The organism is Rhodococcus sp. Q, assembly GCF_005503035.1.
Taxonomy (GTDB): Bacteria; Actinomycetota; Actinomycetes; order Mycobacteriales; family Mycobacteriaceae; genus Rhodococcus_G.
Genome location: NZ_SCOY01000004.1, coordinates 55,942 through 77,305, shown reverse-complemented (window position 1 = coordinate 77,305; position 21,364 = coordinate 55,942). Strand labels below are relative to the sequence as shown.

24 protein-coding genes are annotated in these 21,364 nt (G+C 67.3%); 3 read left to right on the top strand and 21 right to left on the bottom strand.

All coding sequences use genetic code 11. The features are described 5' to 3' along the window. The first annotated feature begins 179 nt into the window (after positions 1 to 179). From FFS72_RS05955 to FFS72_RS05945, 3 genes are all read left to right on the top strand, one after another. Positions 180 to 686: a nuclear transport factor 2 family protein gene (locus tag FFS72_RS05955; protein WP_137873240.1), complete on the top strand. Its 507-nt coding sequence runs from the start codon at positions 180 to 182 to the stop codon at positions 684 to 686. Continuing rightward, positions 683 to 1,531, top strand: a complete 849-nt coding sequence (locus tag FFS72_RS05950; RefSeq protein ID WP_137873085.1) for an SDR family NAD(P)-dependent oxidoreductase — start codon at positions 683 to 685, stop codon at positions 1,529 to 1,531. The genes FFS72_RS05955 and FFS72_RS05950 overlap by 4 nt, the downstream gene beginning before the upstream one ends. A gap of 73 nt (positions 1,532 to 1,604) precedes the next feature. Continuing rightward, positions 1,605 to 2,198, top strand: coding sequence for an FHA domain-containing protein (locus FFS72_RS05945; protein WP_249353167.1), 594 nt, complete (start codon positions 1,605 to 1,607; stop codon positions 2,196 to 2,198). A 1-nt stretch (position 2,199) separates the two neighbouring features. On the opposite strand, the gene FFS72_RS05940 is transcribed toward FFS72_RS05945, so the two are convergent. From FFS72_RS05940 to cyp51, 21 genes are all read right to left on the bottom strand, one after another. Then, positions 2,200 to 3,135 carry an alpha/beta fold hydrolase gene (locus FFS72_RS05940; protein WP_137873083.1) on the bottom strand — a complete coding sequence of 312 codons (936 nt, stop codon included), beginning with the start codon at positions 3,133 to 3,135 and terminating at the stop codon, positions 2,200 to 2,202. Positions 3,136 to 3,194: 59 nt separating this feature from the next. Beyond that, complete coding sequence (locus FFS72_RS05935; RefSeq protein WP_137873082.1) at positions 3,195 to 3,458, bottom strand: hypothetical protein; 264 nt, start codon at positions 3,456 to 3,458, stop codon at positions 3,195 to 3,197. Between the two features lie 88 nt (positions 3,459 to 3,546). Then, positions 3,547 to 3,945 carry a hypothetical protein gene (locus FFS72_RS05930; RefSeq protein WP_137873081.1) on the bottom strand — a complete coding sequence of 133 codons (399 nt, stop codon included), beginning with the start codon at positions 3,943 to 3,945 and terminating at the stop codon, positions 3,547 to 3,549. 186 nt (positions 3,946 to 4,131) lie between these two features. Then, positions 4,132 to 4,521 (bottom strand): hypothetical protein, encoded by a 390-nt coding sequence (locus FFS72_RS05925; RefSeq protein WP_137873080.1) that lies wholly within the window; start codon positions 4,519 to 4,521, stop codon positions 4,132 to 4,134. 179 nt (positions 4,522 to 4,700) lie between these two features. Next, positions 4,701 to 5,093 (bottom strand): hypothetical protein, encoded by a 393-nt coding sequence (locus tag FFS72_RS05920; RefSeq protein ID WP_137873079.1) that lies wholly within the window; start codon positions 5,091 to 5,093, stop codon positions 4,701 to 4,703. A gap of 128 nt (positions 5,094 to 5,221) precedes the next feature. Continuing rightward, on the bottom strand, positions 5,222 to 5,740 hold the full coding sequence (locus tag FFS72_RS05915; RefSeq protein WP_137873078.1) for a hypothetical protein: 519 nt from the start codon (positions 5,738 to 5,740) through the stop codon (positions 5,222 to 5,224). Beyond that, complete coding sequence (locus FFS72_RS05910) at positions 5,737 to 6,300, bottom strand: Rv1363c family protein (protein ID WP_249353147.1); 564 nt, start codon at positions 6,298 to 6,300, stop codon at positions 5,737 to 5,739. The genes FFS72_RS05915 and FFS72_RS05910 overlap by 4 nt, the downstream gene beginning before the upstream one ends. After that, positions 6,273 to 7,574: an MCE family protein gene (locus FFS72_RS05905; protein WP_137873077.1), complete on the bottom strand. Its 1,302-nt coding sequence runs from the start codon at positions 7,572 to 7,574 to the stop codon at positions 6,273 to 6,275. The genes FFS72_RS05910 and FFS72_RS05905 overlap by 28 nt, the downstream gene beginning before the upstream one ends. Continuing rightward, positions 7,571 to 8,674, bottom strand: coding sequence for an MCE family protein (locus tag FFS72_RS05900; protein ID WP_212744325.1), 1,104 nt, complete (start codon positions 8,672 to 8,674; stop codon positions 7,571 to 7,573). The genes FFS72_RS05905 and FFS72_RS05900 overlap by 4 nt, the downstream gene beginning before the upstream one ends. After that, positions 8,671 to 9,963 (bottom strand): MCE family protein, encoded by a 1,293-nt coding sequence (locus tag FFS72_RS05895; protein WP_137873076.1) that lies wholly within the window; start codon positions 9,961 to 9,963, stop codon positions 8,671 to 8,673. The genes FFS72_RS05900 and FFS72_RS05895 overlap by 4 nt, the downstream gene beginning before the upstream one ends. After that, positions 9,960 to 10,982 (bottom strand): MCE family protein, encoded by a 1,023-nt coding sequence (locus tag FFS72_RS05890; protein WP_249353146.1) that lies wholly within the window; start codon positions 10,980 to 10,982, stop codon positions 9,960 to 9,962. Before FFS72_RS05890 ends, FFS72_RS05895 begins: the two co-directional genes overlap by 4 nt. Beyond that, positions 10,979 to 12,013, bottom strand: a complete 1,035-nt coding sequence (locus tag FFS72_RS05885) for an MCE family protein (protein WP_137873075.1) — start codon at positions 12,011 to 12,013, stop codon at positions 10,979 to 10,981. Before FFS72_RS05885 ends, FFS72_RS05890 begins: the two co-directional genes overlap by 4 nt. Next, positions 12,010 to 13,200 (bottom strand): MCE family protein, encoded by a 1,191-nt coding sequence (locus FFS72_RS05880; RefSeq protein WP_249353145.1) that lies wholly within the window; start codon positions 13,198 to 13,200, stop codon positions 12,010 to 12,012. Before FFS72_RS05880 ends, FFS72_RS05885 begins: the two co-directional genes overlap by 4 nt. 9 nt (positions 13,201 to 13,209) lie before the next feature. Beyond that, the gene (locus tag FFS72_RS05875) at positions 13,210 to 14,061 is read right to left on the bottom strand and encodes an MlaE family ABC transporter permease (RefSeq protein ID WP_137873074.1); all 852 of its coding nucleotides are present in this window, start codon (positions 14,059 to 14,061) and stop codon (positions 13,210 to 13,212) included. Positions 14,062 to 14,067: 6 nt separating this feature from the next. Beyond that, a complete protein-coding gene (locus FFS72_RS05870; protein ID WP_050067257.1) occupies positions 14,068 to 14,781 on the bottom strand; it encodes an MlaE family ABC transporter permease in 714 nt (237 codons plus the stop codon). A gap of 79 nt (positions 14,782 to 14,860) precedes the next feature. Beyond that, positions 14,861 to 16,150, bottom strand: coding sequence for a cytochrome P450 (locus tag FFS72_RS05865; protein WP_137873072.1), 1,290 nt, complete (start codon positions 16,148 to 16,150; stop codon positions 14,861 to 14,863). Between the two features lie 38 nt (positions 16,151 to 16,188). Next, entirely contained in the window at positions 16,189 to 17,814 is a 1,626-nt protein-coding gene (locus FFS72_RS05860; RefSeq protein ID WP_137873071.1) for an acyl-CoA synthetase, read from the bottom strand. Between the two features lie 70 nt (positions 17,815 to 17,884). Continuing rightward, on the bottom strand, positions 17,885 to 19,147 hold the full coding sequence (locus tag FFS72_RS05855) for a hypothetical protein (RefSeq protein WP_137873070.1): 1,263 nt from the start codon (positions 19,145 to 19,147) through the stop codon (positions 17,885 to 17,887). Next, positions 19,141 to 19,692 carry a Cif family virulence factor gene (locus tag FFS72_RS05850; protein ID WP_137873069.1) on the bottom strand — a complete coding sequence of 184 codons (552 nt, stop codon included), beginning with the start codon at positions 19,690 to 19,692 and terminating at the stop codon, positions 19,141 to 19,143. Before FFS72_RS05850 ends, FFS72_RS05855 begins: the two co-directional genes overlap by 7 nt. A 52-nt stretch (positions 19,693 to 19,744) precedes the next feature. Beyond that, positions 19,745 to 19,945 carry a ferredoxin gene (locus FFS72_RS05845; protein WP_171018572.1) on the bottom strand — a complete coding sequence of 67 codons (201 nt, stop codon included), beginning with the start codon at positions 19,943 to 19,945 and terminating at the stop codon, positions 19,745 to 19,747. After that, positions 19,942 to 21,360: a lanosterol 14-alpha demethylase gene (cyp51, locus tag FFS72_RS05840; RefSeq protein ID WP_137873068.1), complete on the bottom strand. Its 1,419-nt coding sequence runs from the start codon at positions 21,358 to 21,360 to the stop codon at positions 19,942 to 19,944. The genes FFS72_RS05845 and cyp51 overlap by 4 nt, the downstream gene beginning before the upstream one ends. Positions 21,361 to 21,364 lie beyond the last annotated feature (4 nt).

Here is a 21,364-nt window from a genome sequence, read left to right as displayed (position 1 = left end):
GACGATCGACCGTCGCGCGGCACCCCCCATGGCCATGCACGCGAAAGAAGCACTCGGACACTAGTTCCTGCGTGGGTGGCGGCGCAGCAGTTCCGCGCGAGGAGGTTCGTCACCGCTGGGTGGGAGAACGACCCCGGCGCGAGCGCCGACGTTCTAGTGTCGTGGGCGTGACGGACACCATGGACCCAGGTCTCGCGCAGCGCGTCGAGAGACTCGAGCAGGTCGAAGCGATCAAGGCACTCAAGCACCAGTACTGGCGGGCATGCGACGCCAAGGACCCGAAGGCATTCCGGGACAGCTTCGTTCGCGAAGGCGCCCGAATCGATTACGGGCGGCTGGGCGCGTTCGACGACGCCGCACCGATGGCGGAGATCTTCACCAAGGTCGCGCTCCACCAGGTCGACGGCAAGCACGTGATCTTCGACATGCATCACGGCGTGCACCCAGAGATCACCGTGACCGGCCCCGGAACGGCCACCGGCCGGTGGACCCTGCGGTTCCGGCAGATCAATCTGCTCGACAACACCGAGAAGCTCATGACCGGCGAGTACGACGACGAGTACGTCGTGGAGGACGGCAGGTGGAAAATGTCGAAGTGCCACTTCACGGAGACGTGGGCGATGGTTCGTCCCCTGCCGGAAGGCTTCGTCGTGACCCCGGGTGCGTTTGCGGAGGTCACGCAGTGACCGGAAATCAGCGCGTCGCGCTCGTCACGGGTGCGAGCCGCAGTGTCGGCAAGGGCATCGCGTTGGCGCTCGGCTCCGACGGGTGGACGGTGTACGTCACCGGACGGGGCGAGGTCGGTACCGGCGGCAAGCTGGACCGGACTGCGGCGGAGGTCACCGAACGCGGCGGTCTCGGTATCGCCGTGCAGTGTGATCACACTGACGACGACCAGGTCAGGGCTCTTTTCACTAGGATCGCCGACGAGCAGGGCGGCCGACTCGACCTCCTGATCAACAACGCGTGGGCGGGCCCGTCCGACGGTTACGCCGGATTCGCCAAGCCGTTCTGGGAACGACCCGTCGACGACTGGGACAGCCTGATCGGCCTGGGGTTGCGAGCGCACTACGTCGCGAGTGTCGAGGCGGCAAAGCTGATGGTGCCCCGCGGCACGGGACTGATCGGCAACATCTCGTCGTTCGGTACCCGTGGTCACCTGCACTCGGTGCTGTACGGGATGTCGAAGGCCGGTTTGGACAAGATGGCCGCCGACATGGCCGTTGAGTTGAAGGGCACCGGCGTCACCGCGCTCAGCTTCTGGTTGGGCCTGATCCGCAACGAGCGAATGGTCGCCAGCGGCATGACGGAGTTCGAAGGTTTCTCCCTGTCGGACGCCGAGTCACCCGAGTTCGTCGGACGGGTGATCGTCGCCCTGGCGAACGACCCGAGTGTCGGTGAACGCAGTGGTCACACGCTGATCACCGCGGAAACCGCGCTCGAGTACGGCGTCACCGATGTCGACGGCGGTCAACCCGTCTCCCATCGCGGTGCGTTCGGTGGCGGGCCGCTGTTCGGCCCCTCCGCCTGACGGGAAACTGGCACAGCAGGCGTTCGAGGGGGACGATGAGTCCGTGACCGCGGACCCCCTCGCGTACGTCAGGTTGGCCGACGCGGCCGGCCGGGACGAGAACCGCTGGGAACTCGTCCCGGGTCGGCCCCGCGTCACCGTCGGAAGGTCGGCCGAGTCGGACGTGTCCCTGTCCGCCGACGACGAGGTCTCCCGAGTCCATGCAGTGATCGAGTTCGTCGGCGGACACTGGACGATCGTGGACGACGGACTGTCTCGTAACGGGACGTATGTCAACGGTGATCGCATCACCGGCCGCCGACGGCTCCACGCCGGCGACAGCGTCCGTGTCGGGGGGACGGTGTTGGTCTTCCAGGAGTTCGGCGGCGCGGAGGACGATGCGACGATGGTCGCGGGCACCGCCCCGGACGTCCGATCGGTGACGCAGACCCAGAGGTCGGTGCTGATCGCGTTGTGTCGGCCGTTCAAGCACGGCTCCTCGTTCGCGAATCCGGCGTCGAATCAGCAGATCGCCGACGAACTGTTCCTGACCGTGGACACCGTGAAGGCGCATCTGCGGACGCTGTTCGGCAAGTTCGGAGTCGAGGAACTGCCACAGAACCGCAAGCGGGTCGCGCTCGCCGAACGGGCTCTGCACCTGGGAGTGGTCAGCACCCGCGACCTGTGATTCAGCCTGTGGTCGCGAGGCTGCCGGGAACGGTCACCCGTTGGACGAGGGCGTCGAGTGCTGCCGCCACCTCGCTGGTCCGGTCCATGATGATCGAGTGCCCGGCGCCTGCGATGCGGACGAGTTCCGCTCCGGGCAGTCGCGCGGCGAGGGACTCCGAGTGGGCAACAGGGGTGAGCAGGTCGGCGGTGCCGCAGACCACGACGGCGGGAATCCCGGCGAGCACGGCCGTCGACGCGGCCTCGTCGAAGTCGGCGAACGAGGCGAGGAACCCCGCCATCGTCACCACCGACGTCTCGGCGGCCATCGCGGCAGCGACGACCACGACGCGGGGGTCGACGGTGCGGCCGCGGGTGCGGGCGACCCGGAGCGCAGCCCCACCTACGAGGCAGGTCACCCGCTTCGATCCGGCCGCCACCCGCGGTGCCCGTCGCACGGCGACGTGGAACGCGCCGATCGCCGGACTCCGTAGCATCTTCCCGAGGCCGATCTCGGCCAATCCTCCCGCGGCAGTGGAGATCAGTGCGATTCCGGCGAGGCGCGCGCGAATCTCGTCCGGCCGCTGCCGAGCGTAGGTCAGTGCGGCCATGCCGCCCATGGAGTGACCGATGAGAAGCAGCGGACCGGTCGGGGCGACGGAGGCGATGACGGCGTCGAGGTCCCGGCCGAGTTGGTCGATCGTATAGGTGCTGGCGGGCGCGTGCCCGGAGTTGCCGTGGCCGCGGTGGTCGTAGAACACCATGCGGACCCGACCGCGCCACGACGCTTCCAACGCCTCGCGGAGCAGACTCCACACCTGCGATCGCATGCAGTGCCCGTGCAGGAACACTGCGGTGACGTCGGCGTCGCGGGGCCCGTACTCGTGGACGGCGAGGGGGACGCCGTCGTCGGCGACGACAGTCGCGCGGCGAACGTGCCTTCCGGTGGTGTCCGACATGTCGCCTCCCTCATCCGTCGTGACGGGCATTCTGTGTATCGCCTCGGTGTGCCGCGGAATTACATGCCCAGAGCACCCAGGTCGATGCCGCCGAGCCCCACCCCGTCGGGTCCGGCGTTGAGACCACCGACCCCGAGTGGTCCGACGTTGACGCCGCCGAGGATCACTCCCCCGGGAGCGTTCTGCGTCGGCGCGCCGATCCCGGGATCGGCGACGGTGCCCGGTGTGGGGGTGATGGCCGCGAGTGCGACCCCACCGGAGAGCAGGGTGGCGGCGACGGCGAGCCCGGCGAAGCCGACTCGGACGGTGGTGGCGACGATCATGACGTGGTCCTCTCGAGTCTGGGGTGAATCTGCACAACTACGAATCTGTGGGGTCCGCACTGGGGGCGGATCCGGAGGCGGCTGCGGCTCAGCAGAAGGGCCAGTAGAAGGGGCAGTCCTTCACCTCGTCGGAGGTGCTGGTCGTGGTCGTGTTGCCACTGTTGTTGTTGCTGTTCGAGCTGTCGGTACCACCAGCACCACCGGTCCCGCCGTTGGCATTGGCATCACCACTGTTGCCACCGGCACCGCCCTGCGCGTTCCCGACATTCGTCCCGCCGTTCCCGTCACCGATGTTCACACCGCCGATGACCACTCCGCCGTTGGCCCCACCGGTCGCGGCACCACCGGCACCGCCCTGACCCGTCGTGGCCGACCCGCCGTTGGCGCTACCGCCATTGGCGTCGGCAGAAGCGATACCGGCGCCGCCGGCGACTGCGAAGGCGGCGATCGCCGCGGTGGCCAGAACTCGCTTGACGGTGTTCGACATTTCTTGTCTCCCTTGATCGGTGGGGGTTGGTCTTGCTTGATGTCTTCAAGACTGCGCCCAACCGACCGGTGTCGACAGGCACCCAAGGTGGTGTTCCGTCACCACCCCCCCTTCTGCCCAATGCCGCGAACAGACCCGTGCCCGACACCTTGTGGGGTGCCGGGCACGAGCTTGAGAGGGCAGTTCTCAGCAGAAGAACCAGAATCCGCAGTTGTCCTCCGTGGTGGTGGTCGTGGTGGTGTTGCCACTGTTGTTGTTGCTGTTCGAGCTGTCGGTGCCACCCGCACCACCGGTCCCGCCGTTGGCGTTGGCGTCACCACTGTTGCCACCGGCACCGCCCTGCGCGTTCCCGACATTCGTCCCGCCGTTCCCGTCGCCGATGTTCACACCGCCGATGACGACACCGCCGTTGGCCCCACCGGTCGCGGCACCACCGGCACCGCCCTGACCCGTCGTGGCCGTCCCGCCGTTGGCGCTACCGCCATTGGCGTCGGCAGAAGCGATACCGGCGCCGCCGGCGACTGCGAAGGCGGCGATCGCCGCGGTGGCCAGAACTCGCTTGATGGTGTTCGACATTTCTTGTCTCCCTTGATCGGTGGGGTTGGTCTTGCTTGGTGTCTTCAAGACTGCGCCCATTCGGACCGTGTCGACAGGCACCCAAGGTGGCGACTCACCCCACCCTTCGGGATGCACCCGGACACAGAACCGTGCCCGACACCTTGTGGGTGCCGGGCACGGGGCTGGAGGGGCGGTTCTCAGCAGAAGAGCCAGATGATTCCGCAGTTCTCCTCGGTAGTGGTGGTCGTGGTGGTGTTGCCACTGTTGTTGTTGCTGTTCGAGCTGTCGGTACCGCCCGCACCACCGGTCCCGCCGTTGGCATTGGCATCACCACTGTTGCCACCGGCACCGCCCTGCGCGTTCCCGACATTCGTCCCGCCGTTCCCGTCGCCGATGTTCACACCGCCGATGACGACACCGCCGTTGGCCCCACCGGTCGCGGCACCACCGGCACCGCCCTGACCCGTCGTGGCCGTCCCGCCGTTGGCGCTACCGCCATTGGCGTCGGCAGAAGCGATACCGGCGCCGCCGGCGACTGCGAAGGCGGCGATCGCCGCGGTGGCCAGAACTCGCTTGATGGTGTTCGACATTTTCTGTCTCCCTTGATCGGTGGGGGTTGGTCTTGCTTGGTGTCTTCAAGACTCCACCCATCCGACCGGTGTCGACAGGCACCCAAGGTGGTGTTCCGTCACCACCCCCACCGGGGAGCTCGCTTTGCTCAGATCGGGGTCAGTTCCCCGATTCGCCACTCCCCGTCGACCCGGTCGAGCCCGACCTCTATGCGACTGCCCGCGCTCGCCGGCGCCGGCCGTGTGGTCGAGGTGGTGATCTGGTTGACGAAAGCGAGTACACGCACGTGGTCTGCCGTTCCGTCCAGGTAGCCGACGTCGACCACTCGCGCCCGGGTACTCGTTCCGTCTTTCTTCGATTGCGGCGCAACGGTTGTCGCTGCGTAGTCGGTGAACTCGCCATGAAAGTCGCCGGTCGTGACGGCGGCGGCTTCGGACAGGTCCGCGTCCACCGTGGGCGAGTTGTAACTCAACACCGTCTCGACGAGGGAAGGCGCGGCAGCGAGTGCGTCGACGCGGGCAGCTTCACGTGCGGCGTCACCCCGTCCCACCCAGGTCAGGACTGCGAGCGCCACGACCGCCACGGTGGCGAACAGCGCAACCACCACCAGCACGATCCGCCGCCGACGCATCGGGTCCGATGTCGATGTCTCCGCGTTCGCGGTCATGGCACGAACTCGACCTTCGACATCATCAACTCGCCGTCCACGTCGTCGACGGTGACCCTCAGTCGATACGTGCGCGGTGTCGCATCGGGGCTCCCGGAGTTGACGACCTGCGCGGACGCGGCAACGATCACCACACCCGACTCCCCTGACTGCGAAGACAGCGCGGCGGCGTCGATGCGCCCGGTCGAGTCGACAGCTGAATCGCGGATCGCTGACGCCAATCCGCTTCCGCTGTCGGACAGTTCGGCGGCGAAGTCACCCGTGCTCAGATCTCGCAGATGTTGCAGGTCGGCGTCGGCGGTATCGGTGTGCACGTCGATCAGCGCCAGTACACCCTCGGTGGCGGCGGCGACGATCGCCTCCCGGTGCTGATCGCGGGACCGCTCGGAAAGGCGATCCCCAGCCACCGCGACTGTCGCGGCAGCCAGACCGATCAGTACGACAGAACCGATGAGTACCAGCATGATTCGCCAGCCACGCCGTGCTCCGTCCGGCGCGGACACCGAGCCGTCGCGTTCACCATCGGACAGTGTCACCGCGGACCGAGTAGCTGTTGCCATGCGTCGCCACCTCCCGTCGGCGCGACGTCCGTGTGCGTGTACTGCATCCCGTCCGGACCCGAGTACAGCTCACCCGGCGCGTTGGTGCCCGCGGGGACGAACGGTTCGGCGCTGCGACAGATCTCGGGCGTCGGTGCGCGTTTGCCCGGAACCTCGAGACACGGAATGTTGCGGGTGCCGCGAACCGCGAACTTGGAGTCCTGCGGCACGCTGCAGTACAGGTCGGGCGGGGTGTCCGGCACGCTCATGTCGGTGGGGTCGCGGCGCTGGTCCGCCGGCAGATAGCCGGTGGAGCAGGCCGCGGGATCCTGGATCTGAACGTGGAAGTTGACGTACGCCGCCCCGTCGGCCTGCCCCTTCTGCACAACCGTCTCCTGCGCCGCCACCAGCGGCGGCAGGATCACCAGCACCTGTTCGATCGACGGGTTGTAGGTGACTCCGACCTGGGCGGTACTCGTGAAGTTCGCCAGCATCAGCGGCAGCGTCGGACGCAGATCCTGGAACAGTGCGTCCGCTTCGGTTGCCGTGGCGGGCCCCTTCTCCAGAATCCCGCGGGTCGAGCCGTCGGCCTCCGCGAGCTGCTCGCTCAGGTGCGCCACACTGGCGGTCCACTCCCTGATCTGGTCGCCGGTCACGACCTGGGTGTCGAGGAGCGGCGCGAGCTGGCGCACCAGCGTCGTCGCGGGGGTCGTCGCGTCGGACGCCTGGTCGACGAACGACACCGTGGAATCGAGGAGTCGCGCCAGGTCGGGTCCGCGCCCGGCGAACGCGGCAGCGGACTCGTCGATCACGGCCCGCAGGGTGTCCCGCGGCACCGACTCGAGCATTGCCTTCGCCTGGTCCAGCACCGGGCCGATCTCCTGCGGCACGATGACCTGCGACGCCGGGATCACGTCACCGTCGGACAGGTACGGACCCTCCGTGGTCGACGGTTGCAGGTCCACGTACTGCTCACCGATCGCGGACACGCTGCGCACCGCGACCCCGAGATCTGTGACGGCGACCGGCACCGAACTCTCCAGCGACAGTTCTGCACGCACAGTTTCGGGGTCGAGGCGTACCTCGACCACCTTGCCGATGGTGTCGCCCCGGTAGGTGACGTTCGCGTTGCGGTAGAGGCCGCCCGCATTGTCCATCTCGAGCGTCACCGTGTACCGCCCGATGCCGAGTGCGGTCGGTACCCGGAGGTACGCCACCGCCGCGGCGGTCATCCCGACGACGGCGACGATCGCGAAGATGGTGAGCTGTATCCGAACGAGTTTCGTGAGGATCATCGGTCTCCCCCGTCGCCGGTGTCCGTGCCGAGCGGCGACGTGAGGGGGCTCGCCACCTCACCGTTGGTGGTCGGAATCGGTGGCCCCAACGGTGTCCCGAAGAACAGACTCTCCTGGAGCCGCGCCGCGGTGAGGTCGACGACCACCCACAGGTTGGCGTAGTCACCGCGCATGCCCTGGTCGATCGTGACCTGCGGGAACGGGAACGTCGTGAGGTTGCCCAGGTTGTCGATCAGGGTCGGCCCCGCTGCGACCACCTGCTCGAGCGTCGGTTCCAGTGCCTCCAGGTTGGCCTTGAGGTCCTCGCGACTGCGGCGGGCGAGATCGGTCCCCACCACCCCGAACCTGTCGACGGACGCGAGCGCCGCCGTGAGGTCTCCGCGCTGCTGCGCGAGCACCGTCATCGCCGGGTCGAGCGCGTCGAGTGCGCGGCCGAGCACCTCGCGCTGCGAGGCGATGTCGCCGGCGAAGCCGTCGAGGTTGGCCATCGTCCGCACCATCGCGTCCCGCTGTCCGTCGAGGGTGGCACTCAGGGAATCCAGCTGGGACAGCAGGTCTCGGACCGATTCCTCCCGCCCGCCGAGCGTGTTGTTGAGTTCGGTGGTGATCGTCTGGACGTGCGCGAGGCCGCCACCGTTGAGGACGACCGACAGCGCGGTCAGCGCCTCTTCCGTCGTCGGGTACACGCTCGCACTGGCGAGCGGGATGACCGCCCCCTCCTCCAGGTTCCCCTCCGGCGGCACGTCCGACGGTGGCGCCAGTGCGATGTGCTTGGACCCCAGCAGGCTGGTCTGCCCGATCCGCGCCACCGAGTTCGCGGGCAACGCGACCGAGTTGTCCAGGGAAACCGTCACTTTCGCGTGCCAATTGTCCGTCTCGATGGCCGTGATGCTGCCGACGGTCACATCGGCGACCAGCACCGGCGAGTTCGGACTGATCGTGGTCACGTCGGGCATCTCGATCGTCACGGAGAAGCTGTCCTCGCCGCGTCCGGCGGCGCCGGGCAGCGGAACCGAGTTCAGTCCGCTCCACTCACACCCGGACACCGCGATCATCGTGGCCACGGCGATGCCGACGGTCCCCCACGCGCGCCTGCTCATCGCTCCCCCATCCACGGTGCCAGCAGCCCGCCGAGATCCGGGACCGGCACGGTCGGCATCGTCAACGGTGCCATCGCGGCGCCGGTCGGCTTCGTGGTGGCGGCGGCCGCGGGCTCGAGCCCTGGCTCGCTGTACACCAGCTGGTCCGGTGTCGCGCCGAGGGCGCGACCCGGGTTGACGGTGATGTCCGGGTAGTTGGCCTTGACCGTGTTGAGCAGCGGCCCGAGGTACTCCGCGCAGAGGTCCGCTGCCTGATCGGACGTGGCGTTCGCAACGCCCGCAATTCCGCCACAGATGAAGTTGACCGGGTTGCCGACATTCTGCAGGGCCGGGACGCCGATCATCGACCCGAGTGCGGGGCGGTAGATGTTGTAGTAGTTCGCCAGGGCCGTCGGCGCCACGTGCAGGATCCGCTCGAGACCGTCCCTCTTGTCGACCAGGACCTGCGACACGTCGGCCAGCTTCGTGACCTGCTCGGACAGCCCGGCACGGTTCTGCGTGACGAAGCGCTGCATGTCCGCGACGGCGGCGTCGAGATCGGCGAGGGCAGGCGCTATCTGGGTCCTGCTGTCGGCCAGCAGGCCGGACACGGTGGCGAGCCTGCCCTGGAACTGCACGATCTGCTCGTTGCTCGCCGCGAGCGCGGTGGTGAACGTCTGCAGACCACGAACGGTGCCGAAGAGGTCGCCGCCGCTCTCGGAGAGCATGGTCATCGCGTCCGACAACTCGACGACGGAATCGCCCAGTGCCGCCCCGTTGCCGTCCAGTGCGGCGCCGGCGCCGTTCAGCAGGTTTGCTGCGGGACCGGGACCGTCCTCGGTCGGCCCGAGCGCCTCCGCGGCCCGGCCCAACTCGTTCTTGACCTGGTCCCATTCGACGGGGACCGCTGTGCGATCGACGCCGATCTCCGCCCCGTCCTCGAGGGCGGGCGTCCCGTCCTCGGTCACGGCGGGCGTCAACTGCACGAACCGCGCCGACACCAGCGACTGCGCGACGATGACGGCCCTCGCATCCGCGACGACCGGGACCGACCGGTCGAGCTTCAGGTCGACTCGCATGCGCTCGCCGTCGGGTTCGATTCCCGTGACTCGACCCACGTCGACGCCGACGACGCGCACGTCGTCACCGACGTAGAGCCCGGTCGTCGAGGTGAAGTACGCAGTGACCCGGTAGTACCGGAAGTGCTGCACGGCGAGGTAGCTCGCCGTTGCGATGGCGGCAACGACCGCTACGGCGACGACGGCGAGCACGACGGTGCGCCGACGTCCGGTCGGCCAGGTGATCGTCATCGGACCTCCGGGATGGGCAGCGGCGCAGGCGGCAGGCCGAATTGCGCGTTGACGAGCGGCTGGGTGAACTGCCCCGGCAGCAGGTTCTGGATGTACGAGTAGTAGAACGGACCGCTGGCGACGGTGTCGCTGAGTGTTCCGACATACGTGCCGAGGCCGTCGATACCCTGTGCGATGTTGTCCCGGTTCCGCTGCAGCACACCGACAACGGTGTCGAGCTTCTGCAGGACGGGACCGAACTCCGCCTCGTTGTCGCGCACGAATCCACTGAGCTGCTGGGACACCGCGGAGACGTTGGTGATGACCTCCGACAGGGCCACCCGGTGGCGGTCGAGTTCGCCGAGCAGGGCGTTGCCGTCGACGAGCAGGGCGTTCACCTGGGGGCCGCGTTCGGCAAGGATGCCCGCGACGTTGTTCGCGTCGGCGAGCAGGTCCCGGAGCATCTCGTCGCGCCGGTTCAGGCTGTCGGAGATCCGGGCGACGCCGTCGACGGCCGGGCGCAGCGTCGGGGCACTGTCCCCCATGACCTTCCCGACCTCGTCGAGCGAGGCGGCCAGCTGGTCGAGGTCGATGTCCTCGACTGTCGTGGTGAGGTCGCCGAGCACGTCGGGCAGCGAGTACGCGGACCTGGTCCGATCGAGCGGGATCTGCCCGCCGACCGCGATGCGACCGTCTCCCTCCAGATCGAGGGTGACGGCGCGCTTCCCGAGCAGCGACATCGTGGTGACGGACGCCGACGTCGCGGTGCCCACGTCCACCGACTCGTCGAGAATGAAATCGACTCGGGCCAGACCGTTTTCGACGTCGATCGAGGAGACGGTCCCGATCTTCACCCCCGCCGCGTTCACCTCGTCGCCCGACGAGAGTCCACTCGCGTCGGCGAACACGGCACTGTACGGGACGCCGGACTGCACGAACGGCAGGTTCTGGTACTGCAGCGCCGCGAGCACGGCAGCCGCGGTCACGGTCAGGCCGATGACGCCGACGCGCACCGCGCGGCTTTCCACCATGTTCCTCATCGCGGTGCACACCTCCCGGTGGTCTGGTCGACAAGGTCGACGGTCATCGGTTGTCCGTTCGCGCCGTCGACCTTCATCGCGATGCCGCAGAGATAGAAGTTGAAGAACGACCCGTAGGCGCCGATCCGGACGAGCTGGCGGTAGTTGGACGGCATCGACTCGACGATCCGGTTGAGCTCGGCTTGCTCCGCCGCGATCGGATCGAGGGCGGTGTTCAGCTCGGTCAGTGTTCCGGCGATGTTCGGGCGCGTGTCGGCGAGCAGATCCGCGAAGGTTCCCGTTGCCGTGTTCACACTCTCCACGGCACCACCCACGATGTCGCGGTCCGCCGAAAGGCCGGAGACGAGTTGCTGAACCTGGTCGAGTGTGTCACCGAACTGTCCTCCTCGACCACGCAGTTCGGCGAGTACGACGTCGAGGTTCTGGATCACCGAACCGATCAGCTCGTCACGGTCGGCGAGGGTGTTGGTGATCGACCCGGTGTGCGCGAGCAGCGAGGTAACCGTGCCGGACTGGCCCTGCAACACCTCGAGCAGCGACATCGACAACTGGTTCACCTGATCCGGGTCCAGCGCCTGGAACAGCGGTTTGAATCCGCCGAGCAGAGCGTCGAGGTCGAGCGCGGGCGCCGTTCGCTCCACCGGAATCGTGTCCCCCGCCGCGAGGGGTTCCGATGCGCCCGGACTGTCCAGAAGTTCCAGATAGCGGTTGCCCACGAGGTCTTGGTAGCGGACCGCTGCCCGAGTCTGCACAGTCAGGGTGTTTCCCTCGTCGACCGTGAACTCGACCTCCGCGCGGCGTCCTGCGCCGAGCTCGACCGAGCTGACGGCCCCGACCGGCACCCCCGCGATCCGCACCTTGTCGCCCGGCGACAGCCCCGACGCGCTGGTGAACTCGGCCGCGTAGGCCGTCGACCCGCCGCTGCGGAGCTGGCCGAACACCAGCACCAGTCCGGCGTTCACCAGGATCATCACCAGGGCGAAGATGCCGAACTTCACGGCATACCCCGGTACCTTCCGCTTCTCGTTCATCGCGTCACTCCGAACAGGTAGCTCATCAGGTCACCCGACACCGGCTGACCGCCGTTCGGCATCCGGTCCGGCGCAAAGGGGTTGACTCCGGTGTCGGTGACGAGGAAGGGAGCGGGGACGTTCGGATCACGGAGCGGAAGCCCCATGCAATGCGGACCGCCGGTCGCCGCGACCTTCGGCAGGTCGTCGGGGTACCGGTACGGTTCGGATCCCGGAACAAGGCTGATCGACATCTTCAATCCGGGCTGCGCGTTGTACGCGGCGTCACCGATCGCCTTGCTCTCCTCGAGTCCGCGGAACATGCAGGGAATCACCGAGGAGTACTCCGCCAGCAGCTCGGTCGACGGCTCCATCAGCGACAGCAGTTCGACTGTCCTGTCGGCATTCTCCCCGAGCACGTCGGCGCCGGTATCGGCGAGACCGGTCACGTTCAACAGCAACAGGTCCAGGTTCGCCTGCTGTTCTACGACGGTGTTGCCGACCGGCGTCAACGCCGACAGGGTGCGCATCAGGTCGGGGGCCACCTCGTCGTAGGTGCCGGACACGTCGGGCAGCGTGGTGAGTACGCGCTCCAATTCCGGTCGCGCCCCGGCGAACTCGACGAGTGAGACGTCGCCTCGCTGCAGTGCCCGACCGAGCTCGTCGCCACGACCCTGCAGCGCTCCCGCGAGAGCACCGAGTGTGGCGTCGAGCTTCTCGGGCTGCACGGTGCGCAACACCTGGGTCAAATTCTCGAACACGGTGTTCATCTCGACGGTGACGTCGGCCTCCTCGATCGTCGCCCCCGCCGCCAGCCTCTCGGCGGACGGGCTCGCGGGTTCGACGAAACTCACGAACTTCGCACCGAAGACGGTGTTCGACGTGATCTGCACCTGCACGTTCGCGGGAATCGCCGCCAGCGATTCCGGGTCGATCGACAGCGCCAGCGACGCGGTGTTGTCGGCGCCCGGGGTGATGGACTCGACGGACCCCACCGTCACCCCCGCCATCTTGACGCGGGCACCCGGCTCCATCACCAGGCCGGCCCGCTGCGCGTGCACGGTCACCGGCACCCGCTCGGTGAATGCCTGGCCGAACAGCGCGACCGACAGCGCGACGACACCGGCGACGGTCGCGATCAACGCGAGCGCGGCCAGCTTGTAGCCGTACCTCTCCATTCCGGACTTCTCGACACCGGATCTCTGCACGCCAGCCCCCTAGCCCGACAGGTTGAAGTTGCCGGAGCCGCCGTAGATGGCGAGCGAGACGAGGAGCGTCACCCCGACCACGCAGATCAGCGACAGGCGCACCCCCCTGCCGACCGCGGTCCCCACGCCCGACGGGCCTCCGGCCGCGTTGAACCCGTAGTACGTGTGGATCAGCATCACGAGCATCGCCATCACCAGCACCTGCACGAACGACCACGCGACGTCCATCGGGTTGAGGAAGGTCGAGAAGTAGTGGTCGTACAGACCTGGTGATTGTCCGAAGATCACGACAGTGGTGAACCGCCCGGCGAGGAACGAGGCCACCAGCGCCAGCGAGTACAGCGGCAGGATCGACAGCATCCCCGCGAGGACTCTCGTGCTCACCACATAAGGGACGGAGGAGATGGCCATCGATTCGAGGGCGTCGATCTCCTCGCTGATCCGCATCGCGCCGAGCTGAGCGGTGGAACCCGCTCCGATGGTGGCGGACAGCCCGATTCCCGCGATCACCGGTGCGGCGATGCGGACGTTGATGAACGCGGAGAAGAATCCCGTCAGCGCCTCGACACCGATGTTGCCGAGGGAGCTGAATCCCTGGATCGCGATGGTTCCGCCGGAGGCGAGGGTGAGGAAACCGACGACGGCGACCGTGCCGCCGATGAGCGCCAGGGCACCGGTACCCATACTGATCTCGGCGATCAGCCGCAGTACCTCCTTGGGATGCTTGCGCAGCGCCCACGGAATGTATGCGATCGCGCGGCCGAAGAACACCGCCTGACGTCCCAGGTCGTCCATCGACCGGGACGCGCGAGCGACCCGCGCCCGGGTGGGCCCGAACTTGCCGGTCAGTGAGAGTGCCATCGCCACCTATCCCGCCGCCAGCCGGATGCCGATCGCGGTGACGATGGTGTTCACCACGAACAGCGCCATGAACGCGTACACGACGGTCTCGTTGACCGCCTCCCCCACACCCTTCGGGCCGCCACGAACGGCGAGACCTCGATAGCAGGCGACGAGGCCGGCCAGGAGCCCGAACAGCGCGGCTTTCACCATCGAGATCGCGACCTCGGGAAGCCCGGTGAGCAGGGTGATTCCATCCGCGAAGGCGCCGGGGTTGACGCCCTGCAGGAACACCGAGAAGACGAAGCCGCCGGCGATACCGATCACGCAGACCAGGCCGTTGAGGAGCAACGCGACAACGGTCGACGCGACCACACGAGGGATCACCAGGCGGTTGACCGGGTCGATGCCGAGGACCTCCATCGCGTCGATCTCCTCACGGATCGTCCGCGAGCCGAGATCGGCGCAGATCGCGGTCGCTCCCGCGCCCGCGACGATGAGCACCGTCACCACCGGACCCACCTGGGTCACCGCGCCCAGTGCCGCACCCGCGCCGCTGAGGTCGGCAGCACCGATCTCGCGGAGCAGGATGTTCAGCGTGAAGCTCACCAGCACCGTGAACGGCACGGCAACCAGGATCGTCGGGACGATCGACACCCGCGCGATCATCCAACTCTGTTCCAGGAACTCCTGAACCTGGAATCGTGTCCGCACCAGCCCGACCGCGACGTCGGCCGCCATCTTGTAGAACTCGCCAAGCCCTCGCAGCGGCCCCCGCACCGCCGCCGCCGTCCGGCCTCCCCCCGCCGCCGCCGTCATGTCAGTGCACCACTGGGCACGCGTCGGAGGCCGCGGACGCCTGCGCCGATACCGGGCACCCGTAGTCGACCCGCAACTCCTTGATTCCGTTGATCCACCCGGACTGCAGGCGACGCGGATCACCGATCGCGGTGATGTCGGGCATGTGGTCGGCGATCTTGTTGAAGATGAGGTCGACCTCCATCCGCGCCAGGTTCGCACCGATGCAGTAGTGGGGGCCGGTGCCGCCGAACGCGAGGTGCGGGTTCGGGTCTCGCAGGATGTCGAAGGTCGTCGGGTTCTCGAACACCTCCTCGTCGAAGTTCGCGGACCCGTACAGCAGCACGACACGCTGTCCCGCCTTGATCGCGGTGCCGCCGATCTCGGTGTCCACCACTGCGGTGCGCTGCTGCGCGATGAGCGGCGACGCCCACCGGATGATCTCGTCGGCCGCGGTCTTCGGCCGCTCTCGCTTGAACAACTCCCACTGGTCCGGATTCTGAAGGAACGCCATCAGTCCGAGAGTGGTTGCGTTGCGGGTCGTTTCATTCCCCGCCACCGCGAGCATGACCACGAAGAAGCCGAATTGCTCCGAGGTGAGAGCTTCACCGTCGACGTCGGCCTGCACGAGGGCGGAGATGATGTCGTCGAGCGGCTCCGCCCGTCGGGCCTCCGCGAGTTCGTATGCGTAGCCGAGGATCTGCGCGGACGCCATCCGTGACTCGCCCCCGAGGGTGTCGTCGTCGTAGCCCGTCATCTGATTCGACCACTCGAACAGTTGCTGACGCGCCTCGGCCGGAACCCCGAGGAGCTCGGATATCGCCTGCATGGGAAGCTCACTCGCAACCTGGTGTACGAAGTCCCCCGTGCCGTTGGTGACGGCACCGCTGGCGATCTGCTCCGCCCGCTCGTCCAGTTCGTCGCGCATCGACTCCACCGACCGCGGCGTGAACAGGCGGGAGACCAGCTTGCGCAGTTTCGTGTGATCGGGTGCGTCCTTGTTGATCAGCACATGCTTGGTGACCTCGAGCTCCTCCGCGGAGATCGTCGGCTCGTGCCGGGGAATGGCGCCGTTGACGTTGGAGGAGAACTCCTCCGAACGCAGTGACACGTCCCGGATGTCGGCGTGCCGAGAGACGACCCAGTACCCGTCGTCATGGAACCCGTCGATGCCCGGTTCCTTGGCGTTCCACCACACCGGCGCGTGCTTGCGCAGCCTCGCGTACTCCTCGAACGGCATCCGTTCGCCGTGCAGGTGTGGATCGGTGAAGTCGAATCCCTCGGGAAGACCGAGGTCGATGTTGTCGGCCATGCAGTTGGCTCCTCGCCCGCCCGCGCCGCGCGCGGGAGCTAGTCGATGCGGTGATCGGCGTCGGTCGTCGCCGCGTGGTTCTTGGCCCAGCCGTAGTCGGGCTTTCCACTGGGTGTGCGTGCCACATCCGACGTGATCCAGAAGGCACGCGGGATCTTGTAGCCGGCGAGCTGGCTGCGCGTGTGCTTCTCGATCGATTCGAAATCGGCGTCCACGCCGTCCCGGAGGCGGACCACGGTCGCGACGCGACTACCCCACCGCTCGTCGGCGACGCCGATCACGATGGCGTCGTAGATGTCGGGATGCGCCTTGACGACGGCTTCCACCTCTTCGGCGAACACCTTCTCTCCACCGGTGTTGATCACCATGTTGCCGCGGCCGAGCAGGGTGATCGACCCGTCGTCCTCGATCCTGGCGCGGTCACCGGTGACGACGGCTCTCCCACCGTCCACCTCGCGGAAGATCTCCGCGGACTTGACCGGGTCGTTGTAGTAGCAGACCGGAACGTTGCCGAGCTTGGCGAGCCAGCCCTCGCCGCCCGAGCCCGGGGGAAGGATCCGGTTGTCGTCGTCGACGACGACGGTGTACTTGTTCGCCCCGACCTTGGGCCCGCCGTGCTGCTCGAGACCCTTGGTCGCGAAACCGATACCCCCGAAGCCTGTTTCGGAGGAACCGACGGAGTCCGAGATCATCAGGTTCGGCATCGCCTCGAAGAAGGCGTCCTTCACCGCGCCCGAGAACAGCGCCGCACCGGAGGCGAGGACCGCGAGGCTCGAGGTGTCGCCGTCCTGCTTGTGGAACTCCTCGACGAGGGGCCTGCCCATGGCGTCACCGGTGATCACCATGACCTGAGGCCGGTGCTCCGCGACGAGTTGCCAGACACGCGTTGCGTCGAACTTCGGAGTCATGATGACGGTGTTGCCGGAGAAGAACGCGTTGAACGTCGGCATCATCGCGGACGTGTGGATCAGCGGGGGCAGCATCACCCAGCGCATCGGCTCGCCGGCGGCAACACCGTTGCGAGACTGCTGGAACTCGTCGGCAACGGCCTCCCCACTGTAGAAGTCGATACCGCCGGCGAGCACCCGCCAGATGTCCTCGTGCCTCCAGACCACGCCTTTCGGTCGCCCGGTGGTGCCGCCCGTGTAGAAGATGTAATGGTCGTCGGGACTGCGCTCCCCGAATCCCCGCTCCGGGTTGCCCTCGGTGAGAACGTCCTCGTAGGCGAGCGCGCCCGGAAGTGGTCTCTCGTTCCCGGTCGCCAGCTCGTCGGGCACCGAGATCAGGTGCCGGATCCGGGGCGTGTCCGGCAGGACCTCGGCGATCGTGTCCGCGAAACCGCGGTGGTACACGAGTGCGACGAGATCGGCGTTGTCGTACAGGTAGTGCAGCTCGTCGCTGGTGTACCGGAAGTTGACGGTCAGCGGAACCGCGCGGAGCTTGAACGCGGCGATGATCGCGACCATCGTCTCGATCGAGTTGTGCATGTGGATGCCGATGTGGGCACCGGCGCCGAAACCCTCGTCCGCGAGGTGGTGGGCAAGCCGGTTCGCACGCTCGTCCAGCTCGCGATAGGTCACCTCCTCGCCGGAGACGATCATCGCGAGCCGGTCGGGCATCGCATCCACCGAATGTTCGAACAGATCAGCAAACGTGTAGGCCATTGTCGATGTCCTCAGTCTGGAGTTCGGCCGCACCGGTGTGGGCGTCGAAGAAACACCGAATGCGAGAGCGTCAGATTACATAGAGCGGGAGCGGAATTCCGCGATCTTCGAAAACAAAAGTGGCGCCGGAGCTGACCTTGGTGATCGCGACCTCGACGCACTCGCGTGCCGGTTCGTCGGCGGTGTCGACGACGAGCAGCAGCCCGGCCGGCTCCTCGCTCACCACACGGACGGTGAAATGCGGGTTCACGCCGCGGACCAACGACTGCATCGCATCGAGGTGATCGGCGTCCACCAGCGTCGGCCACGCACCATCGACGTCCGCGAGGCCACCGCGTCCGAGCCACAGTTGCAGCTCGCCGTCCTCGAAGCGAATCTCACTGTCCACGTACTGCTTCGGTGAGAACAGCGGATGCAGGGACAGAACGGACGCCAAGCCCTCCAGGTCCGCCGGAAGTCCGAGTGCATCCCGAATCCGCTGCGAGGTCACACCCGCGATGCCCGTGAGCTGCTTGCGGGTGATCTCGAGGGCCTTGTCCTCGTCGGCCCGCTTGCGGACCGCGATCAGGAAGCCCAGTGCGAGCAGGTGCTGCTGCAGGCAGACCTCCTCCGCGATCCGCACCAACGCCGACTTCGAGAAGTCTCCGAACCGGACATCCGAGAGGAGTGGACCGGAATAGTCGCCGTTTCCCTCATCCGCGGGGTCGATCGCGGAGAGTTCGACCGAGTTCGCGGCCGTGCGGCCGATCTGCTCGGTGTGCGGCTCCATCACCGGAGGCACGTGCGACTCGTCGATGATCACCGTCCACGCGCAGTGCGGGTTCCGGTCCGCGGGCCGGCGCGGGGGCCGATGGATCGGCCGCACCTGGGCATACGGATTCGTCGCCAGCGCGGTGGCATCGAAGGTCGGGTCCTCGATGTCGTGGCACATCGCGGTCACGTACTCGTCCCCGAGGGGCTCGACATCCATCAGCGCCCCGCAGTGGTCGAGCCAGAACTCGCCGTGCTGCGGATCGTCCACCCGGTAGCGGAAGTCCATGAACTGCGGTGGCGCCCCGATGTCGAGTTGCAGCCCCTTGAAGATCGTCACCACGTCGTCACCCTCGTACCGCAGCGCCTTCTGCATGCGCTTCGTGTACCAGGGGCTCGACGCCTGCCACTCCTCGATCGCGACCGCCGCCATCCCCTCGCGGCCGAACTCGACGATGAGATGTGCCATCCCGGACCGGTCGATGAGCTGGCCGCACAGCAGCAGTTCGGGAACGAGGACGGCGAGATCCGCCCGGGAGAGCGCCGCGAACGAGGGCGACGGATGCGGCCGAGTGCTCACCACAGCGGAACCGGCGCGGTGCCGACCTTGTACCAGCCCGGCAGGTCCTTGCCGGAAACGGAACGCTGGATCCGGGCCTGCATGCCCGCAGACAGGGCATTGTTCTGGATCATCTCGATGAACAGAGCCGAGACGTTGCCGAAGTCGAAGAAGTCCCGCTGCCACGACCACTGGAAGTTGCCGCCGTAGCGGAACCAGCTGCCACCGATGCCGTAGACGCTGTAGTTGGTGCCGTCCTCGCGCTTCGCGTCGGCGACCTGCTTCCACAGTCCGATGACGTTGCCGCTGCGCTCGTCGATGACGAAGTCCTGGTAGGGGTACTCCCAGCCCTCGAGTCCGTCCATCTCGAGGCCGAGGGCCACGTCGCGGATCTCCTCGCGGCCGACGGCCATGAAGTCCTGCTTGGGGCCGTAGTTCCATCCGTAGGTCGCATCCTCGGTGTAGAACTCCGCCAGCGGCTTCCAGTCGCCGGCCGCCTCGGCCTTCTTGTTGCCCTCCACCCAGCGCTCCACCATTTCGTCGAGCTCGGCGCGGTCGAATCCGGTCATGACGTTCTCCTCGAAAGTTGTTGTCGGGCAGTGACAGAATGTGGTTTCCGGATCAGTCGGGAACGATCCGCAGGGCTTGGGTCGGGCAGTACCGCACCGCGGCCTCCACGTCGGAGCGCAGCGACTCGGGCGGGTTCGCGTCCAGGATCTCGACCTTGCCCCGCTTCGGCACCGAGAACACGTCCGGCGCCTCCATCTCGCACGCGGCGTGCCCCTGGCACAGGTCCAGGTCCGCCTCGACGCGCACGGTCATGCCTCGCTATGGGCGACCGGGCAGCCGGTCGCGACAACAGGTGCGGCGCCGACGGACTCGGCCCGCGCCGTCCGCCTGCGGTAGCGCACCTTGCAGGGCTGCTGCAGCTGCACCACCATCTTGCTGTGATCGTTGCGGTAGGTGTCCGAGGGCTGAGCCATCTCGAATTCGAAGTCACGCAACAGGATCGAGAAGATCGCCTTGAGCTGCATTTGCGCGAACGCCGCGCCGACACAGCGGTGCCTGCCCGCGCCGAACGGAATCCACGTCCACCGGTTGACGATGTCCTCCTGATTCGGGTCGATGTACCGACCCGGGTCGAAGGCATCGGGGTTCGGGAAATCCTCGGGAATGCGGTTCGAGATCGCGGGCGTCGCCGCGACGAGGTCGCCCTCCGCGATCGCGTAGCCGCCTACCTCGAAGTCGCCGCGGGCGACTCGGAGCAGCAGGATCAGCGGCGGATGCAGACGCAGCGTCTCCTTGATGACGGCTTCGAGCACCGGAATCTGCCGCAGCGCGTGGAAGCTGATGTCGGCGCCGTCGGAGTACAGCTCGTCGAGCTCGGCGGTCACCTGCTCCATCGTCTCCGGGTGGCGCAACAATTCGATCAGCGACCAGGCCGCCGTTCCGGAGGTGGTGTGGTGCCCGGCGAACATCATCGAGATGAAGATGCCCGTGATCTCGTCGGCGCTGAACCGCAGGTTCCCGTCGTCCCCGGGAATGGACACCAGGACGTCGAGCATGTCCCGATCTTCCTTGCCCTGAGGGGGATTCGCGATGCGGCCGTCCATGATGCCCTGCACGAGATCCACGAGTGCGAGACGGGCCTCGTCGCGGCGCCGGAAACTCTCGATCGGCGCGTACGGGTCCACGAAGGCGAGCGCGTCGGTTCCCTGCTCCAGGTCGTGATACAGCTTGGCGAAGCGATCGTCGAGTTCGTCGCGGAACTTCTTGCCGATCAGGCACGCGGACGAGGTGTAGATGGTCAGCTCGGCGAAGAACTCCAACAGGTCGATCTCGCCCTCGTCGCCCCACTTGGCGACCATGTCCTCGACCTCGATGCCGATGGTCGTGGCGTGGCCCTTCATCTGCTCACCGCGCAGGGCCGAATTGTGCAGCATCTCCTTGCGGCGCTCGGGGCTCGCGTCGAACACGACACCCTCGCCGAACACCGGCTTCATGAACGGGTAGGCCGCCTGCTGGTCGAGGTCCTCGTCATCGGAACGGAAGAAGAACTCGTTGGCCTCCGCACCGGAGAGCATCACCACGTCACGGTCGACCAGCCGGAAGACTCCGACGTCGCCGCACTCCTCACGGACCCGCTTCATCAGCGCGATCGGATCCGTACGCAGCTCTTCGAGGTGGCCGTGCTCGTGTTCGCCACCGGACACGCGGGGCGGGTTGGGAAGTGTCATCGTC